Source organism: Brevundimonas sp. GW821-FHT12E07 (genome assembly GCF_058807035.1).
Window position 1 is genome coordinate 705,023 of the sequence record NZ_JBXAQH010000001.1, and the last position, 15,765, is coordinate 720,787.

General features: G+C 65.5%; 14 protein-coding genes. 6 read left to right on the forward strand and 8 right to left on the reverse strand.

The window, feature by feature from the left end:
* From AC1ROD_RS03585 to AC1ROD_RS03595, 3 genes are read right to left on the reverse strand one after another with little or no spacing between them, the layout of a single operon-like run.
* A complete protein-coding gene (locus tag AC1ROD_RS03585; protein ID WP_492946881.1) occupies positions 1 to 537 on the reverse strand; it encodes a hypothetical protein in 537 nt (178 codons plus the stop codon).
* The gene (locus AC1ROD_RS03590) at positions 534 to 1,352 is read right to left on the reverse strand and encodes a DUF2092 domain-containing protein (RefSeq protein WP_492946882.1); all 819 of its coding nucleotides are present in this window, start codon (positions 1,350 to 1,352) and stop codon (positions 534 to 536) included. Before AC1ROD_RS03590 ends, AC1ROD_RS03585 begins: the two co-directional genes overlap by 4 nt.
* Before the next feature lie 11 nt (positions 1,353 to 1,363).
* On the reverse strand, positions 1,364 to 1,966 hold the full coding sequence (locus tag AC1ROD_RS03595; protein ID WP_492946883.1) for a DUF4136 domain-containing protein: 603 nt from the start codon (positions 1,964 to 1,966) through the stop codon (positions 1,364 to 1,366).
* A 202-nt stretch (positions 1,967 to 2,168) separates the two neighbouring features.
* Here AC1ROD_RS03595 and AC1ROD_RS03600 point away from each other — a divergent pair, with 202 nt between their 5' ends.
* The gene (locus tag AC1ROD_RS03600) at positions 2,169 to 3,374 is read left to right on the forward strand and encodes a BamA/TamA family outer membrane protein (protein ID WP_492946884.1); all 1,206 of its coding nucleotides are present in this window, start codon (positions 2,169 to 2,171) and stop codon (positions 3,372 to 3,374) included.
* Positions 3,375 to 3,378: 4 nt separating this feature from the next.
* Here AC1ROD_RS03600 and AC1ROD_RS03605 read toward each other — a convergent pair whose 3' ends face one another.
* From AC1ROD_RS03605 to AC1ROD_RS03615, 3 genes are all read right to left on the reverse strand, one after another.
* Entirely contained in the window at positions 3,379 to 4,341 is a 963-nt protein-coding gene (locus tag AC1ROD_RS03605) for an HAD family hydrolase (protein ID WP_492946885.1), read from the reverse strand.
* 170 nt (positions 4,342 to 4,511) lie between these two features.
* Positions 4,512 to 6,050 (reverse strand): arylsulfatase, encoded by a 1,539-nt coding sequence (locus tag AC1ROD_RS03610; protein ID WP_492946886.1) that lies wholly within the window; start codon positions 6,048 to 6,050, stop codon positions 4,512 to 4,514.
* A gap of 91 nt (positions 6,051 to 6,141) precedes the next feature.
* Complete coding sequence (locus tag AC1ROD_RS03615) at positions 6,142 to 7,137, reverse strand: HAD family hydrolase (RefSeq protein ID WP_492946887.1); 996 nt, start codon at positions 7,135 to 7,137, stop codon at positions 6,142 to 6,144.
* A 135-nt stretch (positions 7,138 to 7,272) separates the two neighbouring features.
* On the opposite strand from AC1ROD_RS03615, the gene AC1ROD_RS03620 reads away from it, so the two are divergent.
* Complete coding sequence (locus tag AC1ROD_RS03620; RefSeq protein WP_492946888.1) at positions 7,273 to 8,298, forward strand: hypothetical protein; 1,026 nt, start codon at positions 7,273 to 7,275, stop codon at positions 8,296 to 8,298.
* Between the two features lie 14 nt (positions 8,299 to 8,312).
* Positions 8,313 to 8,981 carry a hypothetical protein gene (locus AC1ROD_RS03625; RefSeq protein ID WP_492946889.1) on the forward strand — a complete coding sequence of 223 codons (669 nt, stop codon included), beginning with the start codon at positions 8,313 to 8,315 and terminating at the stop codon, positions 8,979 to 8,981.
* 182 nt (positions 8,982 to 9,163) lie between these two features.
* Here AC1ROD_RS03625 and AC1ROD_RS03630 read toward each other — a convergent pair whose 3' ends face one another.
* Positions 9,164 to 9,721 carry a hypothetical protein gene (locus AC1ROD_RS03630; protein ID WP_492946890.1) on the reverse strand — a complete coding sequence of 186 codons (558 nt, stop codon included), beginning with the start codon at positions 9,719 to 9,721 and terminating at the stop codon, positions 9,164 to 9,166.
* A gap of 691 nt (positions 9,722 to 10,412) precedes the next feature.
* Here AC1ROD_RS03630 and AC1ROD_RS03635 point away from each other — a divergent pair.
* The 3 genes from AC1ROD_RS03635 to AC1ROD_RS03645 all read left to right on the forward strand — a co-directional run bounded on the left by AC1ROD_RS03635 (position 10,413) and on the right by AC1ROD_RS03645 (position 13,504).
* A complete protein-coding gene (locus tag AC1ROD_RS03635; RefSeq protein ID WP_492946891.1) occupies positions 10,413 to 11,078 on the forward strand; it encodes a hypothetical protein in 666 nt (221 codons plus the stop codon).
* 326 nt (positions 11,079 to 11,404) lie between these two features.
* Complete coding sequence (locus tag AC1ROD_RS03640; RefSeq protein WP_492946892.1) at positions 11,405 to 11,998, forward strand: hypothetical protein; 594 nt, start codon at positions 11,405 to 11,407, stop codon at positions 11,996 to 11,998.
* A gap of 477 nt (positions 11,999 to 12,475) precedes the next feature.
* A complete protein-coding gene (locus tag AC1ROD_RS03645; RefSeq protein ID WP_492946893.1) occupies positions 12,476 to 13,504 on the forward strand; it encodes a retron St85 family RNA-directed DNA polymerase in 1,029 nt (342 codons plus the stop codon).
* A gap of 2 nt (positions 13,505 to 13,506) precedes the next feature.
* On the opposite strand, the gene uvrB is transcribed toward AC1ROD_RS03645, so the two are convergent.
* Positions 13,507 to 15,738: an excinuclease ABC subunit UvrB gene (gene uvrB, locus AC1ROD_RS03650; protein WP_492947729.1), complete on the reverse strand. Its 2,232-nt coding sequence runs from the start codon at positions 15,736 to 15,738 to the stop codon at positions 13,507 to 13,509.
* Positions 15,739 to 15,765: the final 27 nt, after the last annotated feature.

Below are 15,765 nucleotides of genomic sequence, written 5' to 3' on the forward strand. Positions count from 1 at the left end.
TCAGGGTTGTTCGACGACGACATAGGTGATCGTGTCGCCCTGATACTGCGGGGCGTAATAGACCCCTCCGCAATAGTAGTAGCTCCCCGCATAGGGCGAGCAGGCCGGCGGCAGGGAATAGACCATCGAGCCGATCACCGCCGAGGTGACCGCCGCCGCCGTGCCGATCGCCACCCCGGTCGCGATCGGGTGGTAGTGGTCGTCCCAGTCGTAGCCGTGGTCGTGGTGATCGTTGTCGACGTTGATGTTCACGTCGCCGGTGTTGATGCGATTGTTGTTGCCGCGGTTGCCGCTGTTGTTACCGCCGCGATTGATGGTGTTGTTGCCGCCGCGGTTGCCCACATTGGTGTTGCGGTTGGGAGCGGGGCGGGCGGCGCCGCCGCCTCCGCGTGCGCCTCCCCCTCCGGCATGGGCGCCGCCGCCGTGGCCGACGCTGGACCGTCCGGCGCCGCGCACCTGGGCGTCGGCCTCGAGCGCCGGCGCGGCGGCCAGCAGCGCAGCAGCGGCCGCGACGAGGAGCGTGTAGGAGCGGATCATTGCGAACCTCCCTGATCGGCCATGCGGATGGGGGCATCGCTGCTGGCGGGGGTGAAGGCGAAGGTGGAGGCGTCGAACCGCGGGTTCAGGTTCCAGGTCAGCGTCGCCGAAAACTCCGGGCGCGCCGGATCGGTGCGGTCGACGATGACGACCTTGAGCGGCAGGGGCTTGTCGCCCTGCTGGATCCAGACCTGCCATTCGATGTCGTCGCCGGCGAACGAATACTGGTCTGTCGCGACGCCGTTGATGGTGGCCGTGCCGACATGCTGGGCGGTGGTGTAGCCGGTCGGCAGATTGGCCGGATCGCCCCAGTGGAAGATGTCTTCCAGCGGCAGGACGATGCCATAGCGGTCGGCGGCGACGTCCAGCACCCCGGCGATGGTCGGCGGCGCCTCGACACTGGCGTAGAAGCCGCGCGCTGGCGCATAGACGGTGAACCGCTTGCCGTCATAGATGAAGCGGCGGACCTTCTTGTCGGTCTTCGTCTCGATGACGAAGGCGTCCGGGCGGCGAACCTTGTAGGTGTTGGTCCCGTCCAGATCGATGCGGCGATCATCCTCCGTGACCAGGTCGATGCTGCTGGTGGCCACGACCTCGAAGCTCTGCAGCGTGCCCAGATAGGCGCCCATCCGGTGCAGGGCTTCGGTGGGTTCGGGCGCCGGATAGGGGGTTTCCTGGGCGGCCGCGGCGGCCGCCGGTTTCGTCATCATGGCGACGGCGATGGCGGGCAGGACGGTCATGGCCGCCGCCACGGCCAGGCCGACGAGGGCCGGCGCGGCCCGCGCCGAAGTCGGGGCGGAAGCAGGGATGCGCATCGTCATCGCCCCTACTGCGCCCCGCCCGGCAGGGTCTTGACCATGTCGGCGGCGACGGCGTTCAGGCTGGCCTGATCGGCGTCCGAGCTGTCGACGCGGCGGTTCGAGGTCGCCCGCCAGGCCAGCTGGCCCGAGGCCCGGTCGACCAGATCCAGGATCATCGTCCCTTGCGTGTAGTTGATGGTTTCGACGTCCAGCATCGGCGCGCCGTAGAAGCCCCAGCCGGCGACACAGCCGCGGAAACCGCAGGCGGCGGCCGGCGGCGGGCCCATGTTGTTGGACTGGATGTCGGAGCGCGCTTCCAGTCCGACGTAGTAGGACACCAGCAGGGTCGCCTGGCTGGTCGAGCTGACACGGCGATAGCCCTTGGCGGCCAGGGCGCTGTCGACCGCCGACTGGATGCGCTGGTTGATGATGTCGTTGGCGACGCGCGGATCGGTCGAACGCTGGGTCGCGCTGGTTACCGGCGCCCAGGCATAGGTGGAGCCGGGCACGACCGAGGTCGAGCTGGACTGGAGCACATCGACCTTGCCGGCGGGGGTTTCGCAGCCCGCCAGGGCGAGGACGGAAAGGGCGGCGGCTGCAACCGCGGCTCGGGCGAGGAAGACGGACATGGGTCAATTCCTTTGGGCTGAATGCCGGGGGAGTTGTCGGTCCGTGGGGGCGCAGGGGTAATCGGGTAAAAACCTGAGACCTCCGAAATCTCACCCGGAAGCAGGGAGTTGCCGCGCCCGCCCCAGCCCCCGTCTCAGGTCATCGCCCGATAGGATTCTCCTGTCCCGGGCCCGATACCGGAGCCGCCAGGAGGCGCCTCCCATGCCGTTCGCCGGTTCCCGATCTCCGTTCGCCGTCCCGAAGACCCGCGCCCTTCAACGGCGCCTTATGACCGGCGTGGCGCTCGGCCTCTGCATGGCCGCAACGGCGGGATCCGCCTGGGCCCAGATTGCTGCTCCGCCCGAAACCTCGTCCGGCGCCACAGCCGAAGCTCCGGTCGATCCGGATACGGATTCCACGACGAAGAAGCCTCACGACTTCAGCTACATCGCGCTGCCGATTCCGGTCTCCAACCCGACCATCGGCAGCGGCTTCGCGGTCGGCGCCGGCGCCCTCTACAAGGCGGGTCAGTCGGACAAGCCCTGGGTCACGGGCATCGCCTTCCTCTACACCAACACCGAAAGTTGGGCCCTCGCCCTGGTCCAGAAGGCCTATATCGGCGACGACAAATTCCGCTTCACCGGCGGCGTCGGGGGTGGCGAATTCCACGTCGACTACTACGGCATCGGGCCCGACGCGGGCGATCGCGGCTTCTCGGTTCCGATCACCCAGGACGCCGGCTTCGTCGGGCTTCAGGGCCTGATGCGGGTGGCCCCCAACCTCTATGCCGGGCTGCAGTATCGCTACATCGACATGTCGACGAGCCTGCACGTCGACCCGCCGCCCTATCCCGATCTGGACCTGCCGCCGGCGGAGCTGGAGTCTGTTTCGTCCGCGCTCGGGTTGTCCGCCGAATACGACACCCGCGACAGCGAGTACCAGACCTCCAGCGGGATCTACGCCACCGGCGTCTGGCTGGTCGCGGATCAGGCCTTCGGCAGCGATCGCGACTACAGTCGGGGCGAGGCGCGCCTCAACGGCTATCACCGGCTGGACCCGAAATCGGTCCTGGCCTGGCGCGGCTCGGTCTGTGTCGCCGGCGACGACGCCCCCTTCTACGACATCTGCAACTACGGCAGTCAGAGCGACCTGCGCGGCTATGCCTCGGGCCAGTATCGCGACCGGGCCATGGTCGCGGTCCAGGCCGAGTACCGGCGCCATCTGTTCGGCCGTTTCGGCGCCGTGGTCTTCGCCGGCGTCGGCGGGGTGGGCCCCGATTTCGGCTCGGTCACCGACGCCTTCCTGCCCGCCGCCGGGGCCGGACTGCGGTTCGAGGCCTCGCGGAAATACGGTGTCAACGTCGGTGTCGACTATGCGGTCGGCAAGGATTCCGACGCCTTCTACTTCCGCATCGGCGAGGCCTTCTGAGGCGTCAGATCCCCCGGCGGCGGATACGCTTCGGCGGCGCGACCGCCTCGCTCACGTCCGGAAAGACCGTCGCCCAGTCGCGGCTCATACTGACCCGCTTCAGCCCGTAGAACTCGGCCCGGTCCAGCGCCTCGACCAGGGGGCTCAGGACGAAGTCGCGGTCATAGGCGACCTCGCGATCCGCATCGTCGTGGTGCAGCAGCAGGGCCAGCCGCTTGCCCGGTCCGGACAGGGTGTAGCGCATCATCGACAGATCGCCGTCCGAGTTGCCGAAGGCCAGGATCGGCCGCCGCCCGATGTGCAGGCCGATGTTCTCGGTCTTCGCCTCGCGGTCGTCGAAGCTTTCCAGATGCGGCAGCTTGAACAGGTCCAGATGGCCGTTGGTGTCCTGCACCTGGGTCCGCACCGTGCTGCCGATCACCCGCTCCGGCGGCACCCCGTAGCGGCTCTCGGCGAAGGCCCGGATGAAATCTGATCCGCCGCCCGAGACGATCCAGATCTGGAACTCGTGATCGCGCAGCCAGTCCAGCAGCTCCAGCTGCGGCTGGTACGCCAGATCCGTATAGAGGCGGTCGAACCGCGGATGCGGCGTTTCGGTCAGCCAGTCCTTGGCCGAACGCATGAAGTTGTCGACCGTCATCCCCGCGTGAACGGCGAAGGCCACCTCGAACACGCCGCGCTTGCCCAGGGCCTTGAGCGCCGTCAGGTCGTGGTCGAGGAAGGCCTTGTACGGCGCCCGGTCGGCCAGCCCCGGATTGGTCCGCACCAGATGTTTGAGCCGCGCCTGGGCGAAAGCGACCTGGGGCTGGACCGGCTGTTCGCACCACAGGGTGCCGTCATTGTCGAACACGGCGATCCGCTCGGCGGCGGGCACGAAGTGGGGCCCCTTCGTCGTCACCGCCTCGACGAAATCGACGATGGCCTTGCGGATGGAGCCGGCGCGCCAGGAGGGCAGGGGGTCGATCATCGGAAGCATCGCCGTCTGTTCGTGGAGAGAGGCTGAAACAGACACGACGGCCGAGCTCGCGGAATCGGGTGAAACCCCGTCCCACGGCTCAGGTTGGTCTGTGACCTGCCTCGACGAAAAAGGCCGGCGGTCGCCCGCCGGCCTTTCCGCTTCCTGATCGGGAGAGCGCCTCAGCCGCCGCCCTGGGCCTCCGCCATCTTCGCCACCGCATCGTCGATGGTGAAGGTGTTGGGCTTCTGAACCGGCGGGAAGTCCTTGAAGGTGGCCGCGAACTGATCGGCGAGGCCCCAGGCGCCGTACAGGATGTAGGCGTGGTAGATGAACCACTCGTAGTAGCTGTTCGAGGTGACGTCCGCGTATTCGTATGGATCGGTCCTCAGGTTGAACAGCTTGGGCAGGCGCAGGGGAATGAACGGTTCGGCCCACAGACCCATCGTGCCCTTCAGCCGCTGCTCCATGAACACGACCTTCCAGTTGTCGTAGCGGACGCCCAGGATGTCGCCGTCGTCGGAGATATAGACGAACAGCTGACGCGGGCTCTTCTCCACCTCGCCGGTTAGGTAGGGCAGCAGGTTGAAACCGTCGATGTGGTTCTTGTACGACCGCCCGGCGGCGGTGACGCCCTTCTTGACCTTCTCAACGATGTCCGGCTCGCCCGCCGCCGCCAGGAAGGTCGGCAGCCAGTCGTGGTGCTGGATGATCTCGTTGGAGACGCTGCCCGCCTTGATCTTGTTGGGCCAGCGGATCAGCTCGGGAATGCGGAAGGCGCCTTCCCAGTTGGTGTTCTTCTCGCTGCGGAACGGGGTGGTGCCGGCATCCGGCCAGCTGTTGCGATGCGGCCCGTTGTCGGTCGAATAGACGACGATGGTGTCCTCGGCCAGGCCCAGCTCGTCGAGCAGATCCAGCATCTGGCCGACGTTCTTGTCATGGTCGATCATGGTGTCGTGGTACGGCGACTGCCACCGTCCGGCCTGACCCAGGCTCTCCTTCTTCGTGTGCGTGAACATGTGCATGTGGGTGGTGTTCAGCCAGACGAAGAAGGGCTTGTCGTCGCCGTCGGCGCGCTTGATGAAGTCGGTCGCCTTCTCGACGAACTCGTCGTCGCAGGTCTCCATCCGCTCGATGGTCAGCGGACCGGTCTCCTCGATCTTCTGCTTGCCGACCTTGCCCCAGCGCTCGTGGGTGGTGTCGTCGTCGACGTCGGTCGCCCAGCTGTGGACCACGCCCCGCGGCCCGTTCTTCTTCTTGAAGTTCGGGAAGTCCTTTTCGGGGTAATAGTCATACATTTCAGGCTCTTCCTCGGCATTCAGGTGATAAAGATTGCCGAAGAACTCGTCGAAGCCGTGGTTGGTGGGCAGCATGTGGTTCAGGTCGCCCAGATGGTTCTTGCCGAACTGGCCGGTGGCGTAGCCCTGCTCCTTCAGCAGGGCGGCGATGGTCACCAGCTTGTCGTTCATGCCCACCGGCGCGGCCGGGGCCCCGACCTTGGACAGGCCCGTCCGCAGCACGCTCTGGCCGGTGATGAAGCTCGACCGGCCAGCGGTGCAGGACTGCTCGCCATAGCTGTCGGTGAACAGCATGCCCTCGTTGGCGATGCGGTCGATATTGGGCGTCTGGTAGCCCATCAGCCCCTTGGTGTAGCAACTCAGATTGCTGATCCCGATGTCGTCGCCCCAGATGACGAGGATGTTCGGTTTTCCGTTCGGCATGGCGGTTCTCCTGAAGAGGGGAAGGCCGGTATCGCGCCGGGCGGGGCTCGCCGGGATCGGGTCAAACCCCCGCGACAGGTCCGGGGAGTCCTCAGCGGGCCTCGTCGGGGAAGACGATGCGCCAGTCGTTGCGGATGCTGACCACGGTCCATCCGGCCGGGCCCGCGGCGTCCAGCGCCTTGTCCAGCTTGCCGATCGCGCTCTGGCGGTCATAGGCGTATTCGCGCGCCGCATCGTCGTGATGGACCAGCAGGCCGAACCGCGTCCCGGTCGCCCCGGTCGCATACTGCAGCATCTGCAGGTCGCCGTCGGAGTTCCCCGCCGCGAAGATGGGCCGGATGCCGATCTGCAGGGCCAGGTTACGCACCTTGTCCGGCCCGTCGTCGGGCAGGGCCTTGTCCGTCCGCGTCAGGACCCAGCCGCCGTCCGCCTCGACCATGTCCAGCGCGTTGCTGGAGCCGATCACCTGCCAGGGCGCCACCCCATAGGTCTCGCGCGCGAAGGTCCGCATGAAGTCGCGGTCGCCGCCCGAGACGATGAAGACCTGAAACCCGCCTGCCCTCAGATAGTCCATCAGCTCCAGCATCGGCTGATAGACGCTGTCCGGGTACGGACGGCCCGACTGCGGATGCCGCGCCGTGGCCAGCCACTGCGCCGCCGCGGCCGAGAAGGCGTCGGTGGTCAGGCCGCTGTGCGTCGCCGCGACCAGCTCCAGCAGCTCGCTCATCGACAGGGCCGCGATCCGCGCCCGGTCGGCGCCCCCGTCGCTGGCCAGCACCGCCTGGAAGGCCGGTCGCGCCGCCAGGGCCGGGTCCGCCTTCGCCAGCTCCGCCGCCCGCGCCATCGAGAAGGCGACCTCCGTATAGACCGGCTGCTCGGTCCACAGGGTGCCGTCGTTGTCGAACACCGCCACCCGCTGACCCTCCGGCACGAAGCCCGGCCCCGGCGAGGTCACCGCCGTGACGAAGGCCACGATCGCGCTCTTCGTTGCGCCCGCGTTCCACGACGGCAGCGCCGCCCAGGCCGGGCTCGTCAGCGCCAGCGCGACCAGCATCACCAACGGGGCCAGCAGGCGTCTCACAGACATTCGCGATCTCCTTCCCCGCCAGCATCCCCGTGCGCGCCCCCGCCGTCTGTCCGGCCAAACCCCAATCCCGCCTGACCCGCCCCCTCAGGTTCTCGCCCGATGGCGGCCTGCGGGAGAACCGCGTCTTCTGCCCCCATGCCCAGCCGTCTGATCTCCCTGACAGGCGCCGTCCTCCTCGCCCTCACGAGCGGGGGCTGTATCGGGCTGGGCGGCCAGCGCATCGGCATCGACCGCGCCGACTACACCGTCCGCCTGCGCGACAGCGAGAAGGCCGAGCTGCTGTCCAATATCGTGGCCCTGCGCTTCGGCGACGCCCCCAGCTTCCTCAGCGTCGCCTCCGTGATCAGCCAGTACACGCGCGAGACCTCCGGCCGCCTGCATCTCGAGATCTCCGCCCCCGGCGACGACAGCCCGGGCAATACCGACGGCTCTATCCTGTTTCGCGAGACCCCCACGGTCACCTACACCCCCATGTCCGGCGAGCGGTTCGCGCGCAGCCTGCTGTCGCCCATTCCGCCCGCCTCCCTGCTGGGGATGATCGAGGCGGGCTGGGCGGCGGACGACCTGTTCCGCATCGCCGTCCGCTCGATCAACGGCGTCCGCGCCGGCGCCCGCGCCCCCCTGTTCGCCACCCCCGGCGACCCGAACTTCCCCGTCGTCGTGGCCTGTATGCGCCGCCTCCAGGCCTCGGGCGCCCTCAGCATCCGGCTCAAGCAGGAGGACGGCGTCTGGGCCTCCGTCGCCCGTTTGTCCGCCACCCTGACCGACCAGGACCGCGCCGACCTGGACACCCTCGCCGCCACCCTGAACCTGCGCCCCGAGGGCCGCGACATGCGCGTCGTCTTCGCCGTCGAGCCGGTCCAGAAGGACGAGCTGGCCGTCACCACCCGCTCGATGCTGGAGGTGCTGCAGGAGATGGGGCAGGGCGTCGACCTGACCGGCGACGACGTCTTCGACCCCTCCGACCTGATCCGCGTACACTCCGGTCCCAAGGCGCCCGACCATGTCCACGTCGCGGTCCAGCAGCGCGGCCGCTGGTTCTGGATCGAACAGGACGACACCGCCTCGATCCGCGCCTTCCTGCTGGCCCAGATCCTGATGTCCCTCAATGACGACACCGGCGCCGCCCGCTCGCCCCTCGTCACCATCCCCGCGGGCTGAGCCCGGAGAGCAAAATGGCCACCGCCGCTGCCACCCCCGCCCCGACGACCCTCTGGTCCCGCCTTGTCCACTGGATCGGCGGCCATGCCGACATCGCCAGCGCCGTCACCCTGTCGATCGCGGGCCTGCTGACCTCCTGGTCCGGCTATCAGGCGGCCCTGTGGGACGGGGACCAGGCCGCCGCCTACTCCCAGGCCGGCGCCCTCAGAACCGAGGCCTCGCGCCGCCAGATCCAGGCCGGCCAGCTCGAGGGCGGCGACGTCCTGATGTTCACCCAGTGGCTGGGCGCCGAGGCCCACGGCGACACTGCCCTGGCCCGGTTCTACGAACAGAGGTTCCGCCCCGAATACCGCCCCGCCCACGCCGCCTGGCGCGCGCGTCAGCCCCTGACCAATCCGGCCGCCCCGCCGACCCCCTTCGTCATGCCCGAATACCGGCTCGCCGCCCGCGCCGAGGCCGCCGTCATGGAGCAGAAGGCCACCGCCACCTTCGACCACGGCCAGTACGCCAACAAGGTCAGCGACGCCTTCGTCCGCGCCACCGTCATCTTCGCCAGCGCCCTCTTCTTCGGCGGCATCGGCCAGGCCTTCCGCCGCCCGTCCCTGCACGTCGTCATGCTGACCATCTCGGTCCTCCAGTGCCTCTGGGGCGTCATCGCCATGGTCCAGCTGCCGGTGAACTAACCCCGCCACCCTCTCCCGTCGGGAGAGGGCTTGAGCGCACGGCGGCGCAGCCGTCGTTCTTGCGCGAAAGGGTGAGGGGCTCCCCCTCACCGGTCAGCGCCAGCCCCTCACCCTTTCGGCTTGCGGATCGCCTGCGGCTCCCCGAGCCTCAAGCCCTCTCCCGCCGGGAGAGGGAACAAGAGTCACGGAACCCCCACCGCCTCCCCCTCCGGCAACCCCATCTGCTCGCGCCACTCTTTCCGATGCAGCCGCAGCATCGCCTCATCCAGCGCCCACAGCGGCTTCAGCCGCCCCTCCTCATCCCAGAACTCGTCCGCCCACGGATGCTCCGCCGCCCGCGCCCGATCCATGGCCGCGACCTCGGGCCCCAGATGGTCGGCGCGCCAGCGATAGAGGAAGGTCATGTGCCACATCGGCGCCTCCTCCATCGGCCCGCCGTCCATCATCCGGATCAGGTCCCGCACCAGCTCCCGCGCCGCATCCCGCTGGGCCAGAAACGCCTCCAGCTTCCGCTCGCCGTGCTTGTCCCAGCCCTCCGGCGGGATCGGCGACGGATCGCAATCCCCCCGCATCCCCGGCCCCCGCCGCCACCGCTCCGAGGCCCGCCGCCGCCACAGGTTGGCCAGCCCGACGTCATACCGCTCGGCCACCGACGCCGCCGGCTCCCCCGCCTCCCACGCCCGCCTGACCTCGCCCCAGGTCTCCTCCGACCGTATCTTCGGCGTCGCCCACCGGCTCATGGGTGGAGCTCCGGGGAGAGCGTGGCGGCGGATCGAGTGCGGGAAGGCGGCGACATGGATGGGACCCCGGTTGAAACCCCCGCAGTCTGACGCCACCCGCGACCGTGCGCGGTCGAACGGCCCGGCTGCGCCTAGGACCGGGCCGCAAGCCGTTCAAAGTATTGGGGCCGGACGTGTCCACCCGGCGCGGAGCGTGCGAGCTCAAGCCGGTCGGCCCAGCATCACCTCCCCATTCGCGAAGGCGAATGGGGAGGACAGATCGCGCAGCGATCAGGAGGGGGCGACACCGTGCCAAACATCAGCGACCCTCTCCCATCGGGAGAGGCTTGACGCTCGCAGAGCGCAGCGATGCGTGGAGCCGAAAGGGTGAGGGGCACCCGCCAGACGTCAGCTCAACCCGCATCCCCGGCCGCGCCACGGCTCACGCCGACTGACTCGCCAACCCCTCATCCGGCCCTGCCGGGCCACCTTCTCCCGCCGGGAGAAGGACAGATAAGCGCGGGCCCCATTCGTCATCCTCCGGCGTGGCCCGGTCGGACCCGGAGACCCAGCGGCTCCGAAGGCGACCTATTCAAACCGGCGGAGAGCCACCATAAACAGCCTCGTCACGTGCTTCAGAATCGCTGTAGCGACTGGGACTCGTTGAACGAGAGAATCGCACTAACCTCCGGTTAAATATCGGAGGTGCGCCGTGCCTACTTTCGGGTTCTCAGCCTTTCTGAAAATGCTCTCGCTCAATCCGCGCCCGCAGCGGACCGAGATGCGAAACCGCCTGCTTCCCAGCTCCGGGTCGGGCTATGACTTCCATCGTCAGTTCAGGGCGCTCGCCCACCGGTATCTCAGCGACGGCGAAGACCTAGAAGATCTGCTCGCGGAGACGGTGGGCTACGGTAACGCTGCTGAAGGTCGACAGGCTCGGGAAGCCTTGGAGTTTCTGGAGGAGTGGCGCGCTGGAATGCCTGGGCGCCTTCATGCGTTCGGGCCGCAGACGTGGAGCAGTACCAACGAAGTGTTCAAGGTGAAATACACTCCCGACTTCGGGATTGAGATCGATGGGGTCCGGGTCGCGGTTCACATCTGGAAAACCCAAAAGCCACCCCTTGACGCGCGTATGACCTACGCGGCGCTCTCCCTGTTCCCCGAGATGTACGCCGGCGAGGTGAACGGGCCGCAGGATTTCGCGGTCTTGTCGGTTTTGGATGGGCGCCTGTATCGTCTGAGCGACGTGCCGGACCAAGCCGTCTTGGCGGGACGCGTCATGGCCTTCATTGAAGGGCTTATCACAGAGATCATCGACGAAATCGCTCCGCCACCGTCTCGTCCTCCGGAAGGTGAGCAGCCCGGCCGGAATGCGTGACCGTTGACGCCCTCAATGTGCTTGTCCTCGAGTAGGCGATGAAGGCCTAGGGCATCACCCGCGCTGCCATGGCCGCCGAGATGGAAACCAGCCGCACCTGACCGACCCGTGTCCTCGATCCGGAGGCTGCCAACGTGACGCTGGACACCCTGAGCCGCGCGGCGCGGGTGCTGGGGCATTCGCTGAAGGTCGAGTTGGTCTAAGCGGCCGATAGAGCGGTTTTGCCCATTTCATTCCGCTCTTGTCCCGGAGGCACAGTGAAGGCTACGCTTGCTCGTTCACGTCGCTAATCGGCATGGCTCTCATAAGAATTTTCCAGAGTACTTGTGTCGTTAGCCCCCAAGCCATTCACAACGCCCATCCAACGAACCGCCTTAAATCTCGCGGCGAAGCGCCTTGCCCAAAAACTCAGCGTCTTCGTAGCTGGCCCGCTAATCGAAAAGGGTTGGGGGGAGGCGGAACTAGACGAGCGACCTGCATCTAAGCTTCGGTTATGGATTAAAACCTTTGTAGAAGATCAACTTCAGCATCACGTAATTTTTGGTGAACATCGTGGGGTATCCGAGATAGGAGACGAGCATTTCGGAACGCAAGCTAGTTTTGCGATTACCGAAATGGCCTTAGTGAACGATGCGCATGCTATAGTCATAGTCCCCGCAAGCGCTGGTTCGTTCTGTGAACTTGGTACGTGGTCCGCCCGGGAACATCTGTGTCCAAAGCTGCTTATTATAGCGGACAAAAAGTTTGAAACTGACAACAGCTACCTTCGGCTCGGTACGCTTCGAATGGCCGTCAACAACGGTGCCACTGTAGCGTGGTGCGACTATAACGATCCCGATACCGTAGCGACGCATGTGCACGCCTTTGTGCAGAGAGCCCATGATCGAGTGATGGCCAAATTGGTGGACCGTGGCCAGTAAGAAGCAGATCGACGACATATTGTTGCTGCTCGCCGTCCAACTGGCTCAGCCAGGCTTGCTGGGTGACGTGTCGCAAGCCTACGAACGGCTAGCCCCGCCTGAAGCGTTCACAGCGCACGTTGAATGGGAGAAGGCAGATATCCAGGCTCGTTTGGCTGATTTGATCGATTCTCGACTGGTCTGGCTTTACGTCGGACGCCGCTACATGCTGACAAGAAATGGCGAAAGATACGTTGGCTCTTCGGGGCTCAGGAGCCAGTTGGACGGTCGCCGACTGTACTTGCTCAAAGAGACCCGAAAGGCTAGCGTTGCCGCGCGGAGCGACGCTCGCAATGGGCCGCTGAAGCAGCGGTCGTAGGTTAAATGGTTCGGCATAAAATGCTCGCGGAAAGGCTGATGTCTCGCTTGCGGACGCAGCCACAACCGAGACATCAGCCTTTCCGCGCGCTCGAAGCAATCTTCCGGGATTGGTAAAACGTGTCGCTCCGCACCTATCCTCTCATTGTTCATCCCGCCTATCAGGAACTGATTGCGGCATCGTTGGTGTTTGGAAAGTCGGCAGAGCGAGCAGCGAATCTAGATGTCCTGTTCACGGTGCCTCCTCTCCGGGATACCCGAGAGATTGGGAACTATCTTGGAATATCTCCTGAGATAATCTGGAGCGTTCTCGCTCTAAACCACAAAGCATACCGTCACTTTGATGTGCGTAAGCGCTCGGGAGGCGTGCGCCTTATATCTGCTCCAAGAACATATCTGAAAGTAATCCAATGGTGGATATTAGATACTATTCTTCCGGCCGCAAAAATTTCCAATAGCGCGTACGGTTTTGTCCGAGGCAGGAGTTTCGTTGACAATGCAGAGTATCACCTTGGCGCAGCTTACATTTTAAACGTTGATATAAAAGACTTCTTCCCATCCGTTTCGTTCGTACGCGTTGTCAGTCTATTTCGCGAGTTGGGGTACGAGGCACACGTGGCGAACGGACTCGCAAAATTGACCACGATGTTCAACGGTCTTCCGCAGGGTGCTCCTACTAGTCCGGCCATCGCCAATGCGGTTTGCCTGTCCCTAGATTCCGAACTGGATGAGCTCGCCTATTCTCTTGATATGAAATACTCGAGATATGCGGATGACATTACATTTTCCTCTTCAAGGAAGATGCCTGAAAGCCTGCTTAAAAATCTATCTGAAACTATCGAGCGACATGGATTTAAACTGAACGAGTCCAAAACTCGTTTCATGGGAAAAAACCAGAGAAAAGAAATCACGGGCTTAGTTTTGGGTCAATCAGCTGTCGCTGTAGATCGTAAATACCTGAATTCCCTTCGTGGGTGGGCGCATACGCTAGAAGTATCGAACTTACCAAACCCGTTGGAGTTCGAGCGGCTCAGAGGAACGTTAGAGTTCGTCAGAATGGTCGGCGGCAGAGGAAGCGGCGCGGTTCTGAGGCAAGGCGACAGAGCGCTTACTAAGATGAAGCGGCTGCTAGATGGGGCCGCCATCTAACCCTACAGCCTGCTCTTCCGGAACGCCTCCGCCTTCTCCGCCGCCGCGTCTGCCCGCCAGCGCTTCGGCGCGGACTTGTCGACCTCCTGGCCCTCCGCCGTCATGACGTCGTTGGCGAATTCCAGGTCCAGAAGCTTGAGCTTCTTGATCTCGTCGCGCAGGCGGGCGGCTTCCTCGAACTCGAGGTTGGAGGCGGCGTCGCGCATCTTGCCTTCGAGGTCCTTGAGGGTGGCCTGGAAGTTGGAGCCGATGAAGGGCTTGGAGTCCTCGCGGACGCCGGCGGGGATCAGGACGCGGTCCTTCTCATAGGGGCTGTCGAGGATTTCCTTGATGTCGCGCTTGACGCTCTCGGGCGTGATGCCGTGTTCGAGGTTGTAGGCCTCCTGACGCTCGCGGCGCCGGTTGGTCTCGGCCATGGCGCGCTCCATCGAGCCGGTCATGCGGTCGGCGTAGAGGATGACGCGGCCGTCGACGTTGCGCGCGGCGCGGCCGATGGTCTGGATCAATGAGGTCTCGGAGCGCAGGAAGCCCTCCTTGTCGGCGTCGAGGATGGCGACCAGGCCGCACTCGGGGATGTCGAGGCCCTCGCGCAGCAGGTTGATGCCGATCAGGACGTCGAAGGTCCCCAGGCGCAGGTCGCGGATGATCTCGATGCGTTCGAGGGTGTCGACGTCGGAGTGCATGTAGCGGACGCGGACGCCCTGTTCGTGCATGTATTCGGTCAGGTCCTCGGCCATCTTCTTGGTGAGGACGGTGACCAGGGAGCGGTAGCCGTTGCGGGCGACGGCCTTGACCTCGTCGATGACGTCGTCGACCTGGTTGCGGGTCTGGCCGCTGACGGGGCGGATCTCGACGGGCGGGTCGATCAGGCCGGTGGGGCGAATGACCTGTTCGACGAAGACGCCGCCGGTGCGCTCCATCTCCCACGGGCCAGGGGTGGCCGAGACGTGGACCGTCTGGGGCCGCATGGCGTCCCATTCGTCGAACTTGAGCGGGCGGTTGTCGATGGCCGAGGGCAGGCGGAAGCCGTACTCCGCCAGGGTGGATTTGCGGCGGTAGTCGCCGCGGTACATGCCGTTGATCTGGCCCACGGTGACGTGGCTCTCGTCCACGAACAGCAGGGCGTTGTCGGGGATGTATTCGAAGAAGGTCGGCGGGGGCTCGCCGGGGGCGCGGCCGGTCAGCCAGCGGGAATAGTTCTCGATGCCGGCGCAGGAGCCGGTGGCCTCCATCATCTCCAGATCGAAACGGGTGCGCTGTTCGAGGCGCTGGGCCTCGAGGAGTTTGCCGTTCTCGACCATCCAGTCGAGCGTCTCCTTGAGCTCGGCCTTGATGCCGGTGACGGCCTGGTTCAGCGTCGGGCGCGGCGTGACGTAGTGGGAGGCGGCGTAGACGGTGATCTCCTGGAGCTCGGCCGTCTTCTTGCCGGTGAGGGGGTCGAACTCCTGGATGGATTCCACCTCGTCGCCGAACAGGCTGACGCGCCAGGCGCGATCCTCCTGGTGGACCGGGAAGATCTCCAGCACATCGCCGCGCTTGCGGAACATGCCGCGCTCGAAGTGGACGTCGTTGCGCTTGTACTGCAGCGCGATCAGATCCGCCCGCAGCTTGCCCTCGTCGATCGTGTCCCCGACCTTCAGCGTGAAGGTCATCGCCGTATAGGTCTCCACCGACCCGATACCGTAGATGCAGCTGACCGAGGCCACGACGATGACATCGTCCCGCTCCAGAATCGACCGCGTCGCCGAGTGGCGCATACGGTCGATCTGCTCGTTTATGGACGAGTCCTTTTCGATGTAAGTGTCTGTTCTTGGTACATAAGCTTCCGGTTGGTAGTAGTCGTAGTAGCTGACGAAATACTCGACTGCGTTGTCCGGGAAGAAGGCCTTGAACTCGGAATAGAGCTGCGCCGCCAGGGTCTTGTTGGGGGCGAGGATCAGGGCGGGGCGCTGGGTCTGTTCGATGACCTTGGCCATGGTGAAGGTCTTGCCGGAGCCGGTGACGCCGAGGAGGACTTGGTCGCGGTCGCCCTCGCCGGCCTGGGCGACGAGTTCGGCGATGGCGGCGGGCTGGTCGCCGGCGGGGGTGTATTTCGTCTCAAGGCGGAACTTGCCGCCTTTGCGCTTGCCTTCGTGCGAAGGGCGGTGCGGGACCCAGTCTTCGGGCGCGCCGGGGGCCTCCTCGGGCGTCAGGCGCGGGCCGGACACCGGGGCGAACATCGGCATCTTCGACATCGCCTTGGGCATCGAGCCGGCGTCGTC

Bases quoted from the DNA above. Each gene is read 5' to 3' on its own strand.
- AC1ROD_RS03585 (WP_492946881.1), bottom strand. From the start codon at position 537: ATGATCCGCTCCTACACGCTCCTCGTCGCGGCCGCTGCTGCGCTGCTG.
- AC1ROD_RS03590 (WP_492946882.1), bottom strand. From the start codon at position 1,352: ATGCGCATCCCTGCTTCCGCCCCGACTTCGGCGCGGGCCGCGCCGGCC.
- AC1ROD_RS03595 (WP_492946883.1), bottom strand. From the start codon at position 1,966: ATGTCCGTCTTCCTCGCCCGAGCCGCGGTTGCAGCCGCCGCCCTTTCC.
- AC1ROD_RS03600 (WP_492946884.1), top strand. From the start codon at position 2,169: ATGCCGTTCGCCGGTTCCCGATCTCCGTTCGCCGTCCCGAAGACCCGC.
- AC1ROD_RS03605 (WP_492946885.1), bottom strand. From the start codon at position 4,341: ATGATCGACCCCCTGCCCTCCTGGCGCGCCGGCTCCATCCGCAAGGCC.
- AC1ROD_RS03610 (WP_492946886.1), bottom strand. From the start codon at position 6,050: ATGCCGAACGGAAAACCGAACATCCTCGTCATCTGGGGCGACGACATC.
- AC1ROD_RS03615 (WP_492946887.1), bottom strand. From the start codon at position 7,137: ATGTCTGTGAGACGCCTGCTGGCCCCGTTGGTGATGCTGGTCGCGCTG.
- AC1ROD_RS03620 (WP_492946888.1), top strand. From the start codon at position 7,273: ATGCCCAGCCGTCTGATCTCCCTGACAGGCGCCGTCCTCCTCGCCCTC.
- AC1ROD_RS03625 (WP_492946889.1), top strand. From the start codon at position 8,313: ATGGCCACCGCCGCTGCCACCCCCGCCCCGACGACCCTCTGGTCCCGC.
- AC1ROD_RS03630 (WP_492946890.1), bottom strand. From the start codon at position 9,721: ATGAGCCGGTGGGCGACGCCGAAGATACGGTCGGAGGAGACCTGGGGC.
- uvrB (WP_492947729.1), bottom strand. From the start codon at position 15,738: ATGTCGAAGATGCCGATGTTCGCCCCGGTGTCCGGCCCGCGCCTGACG.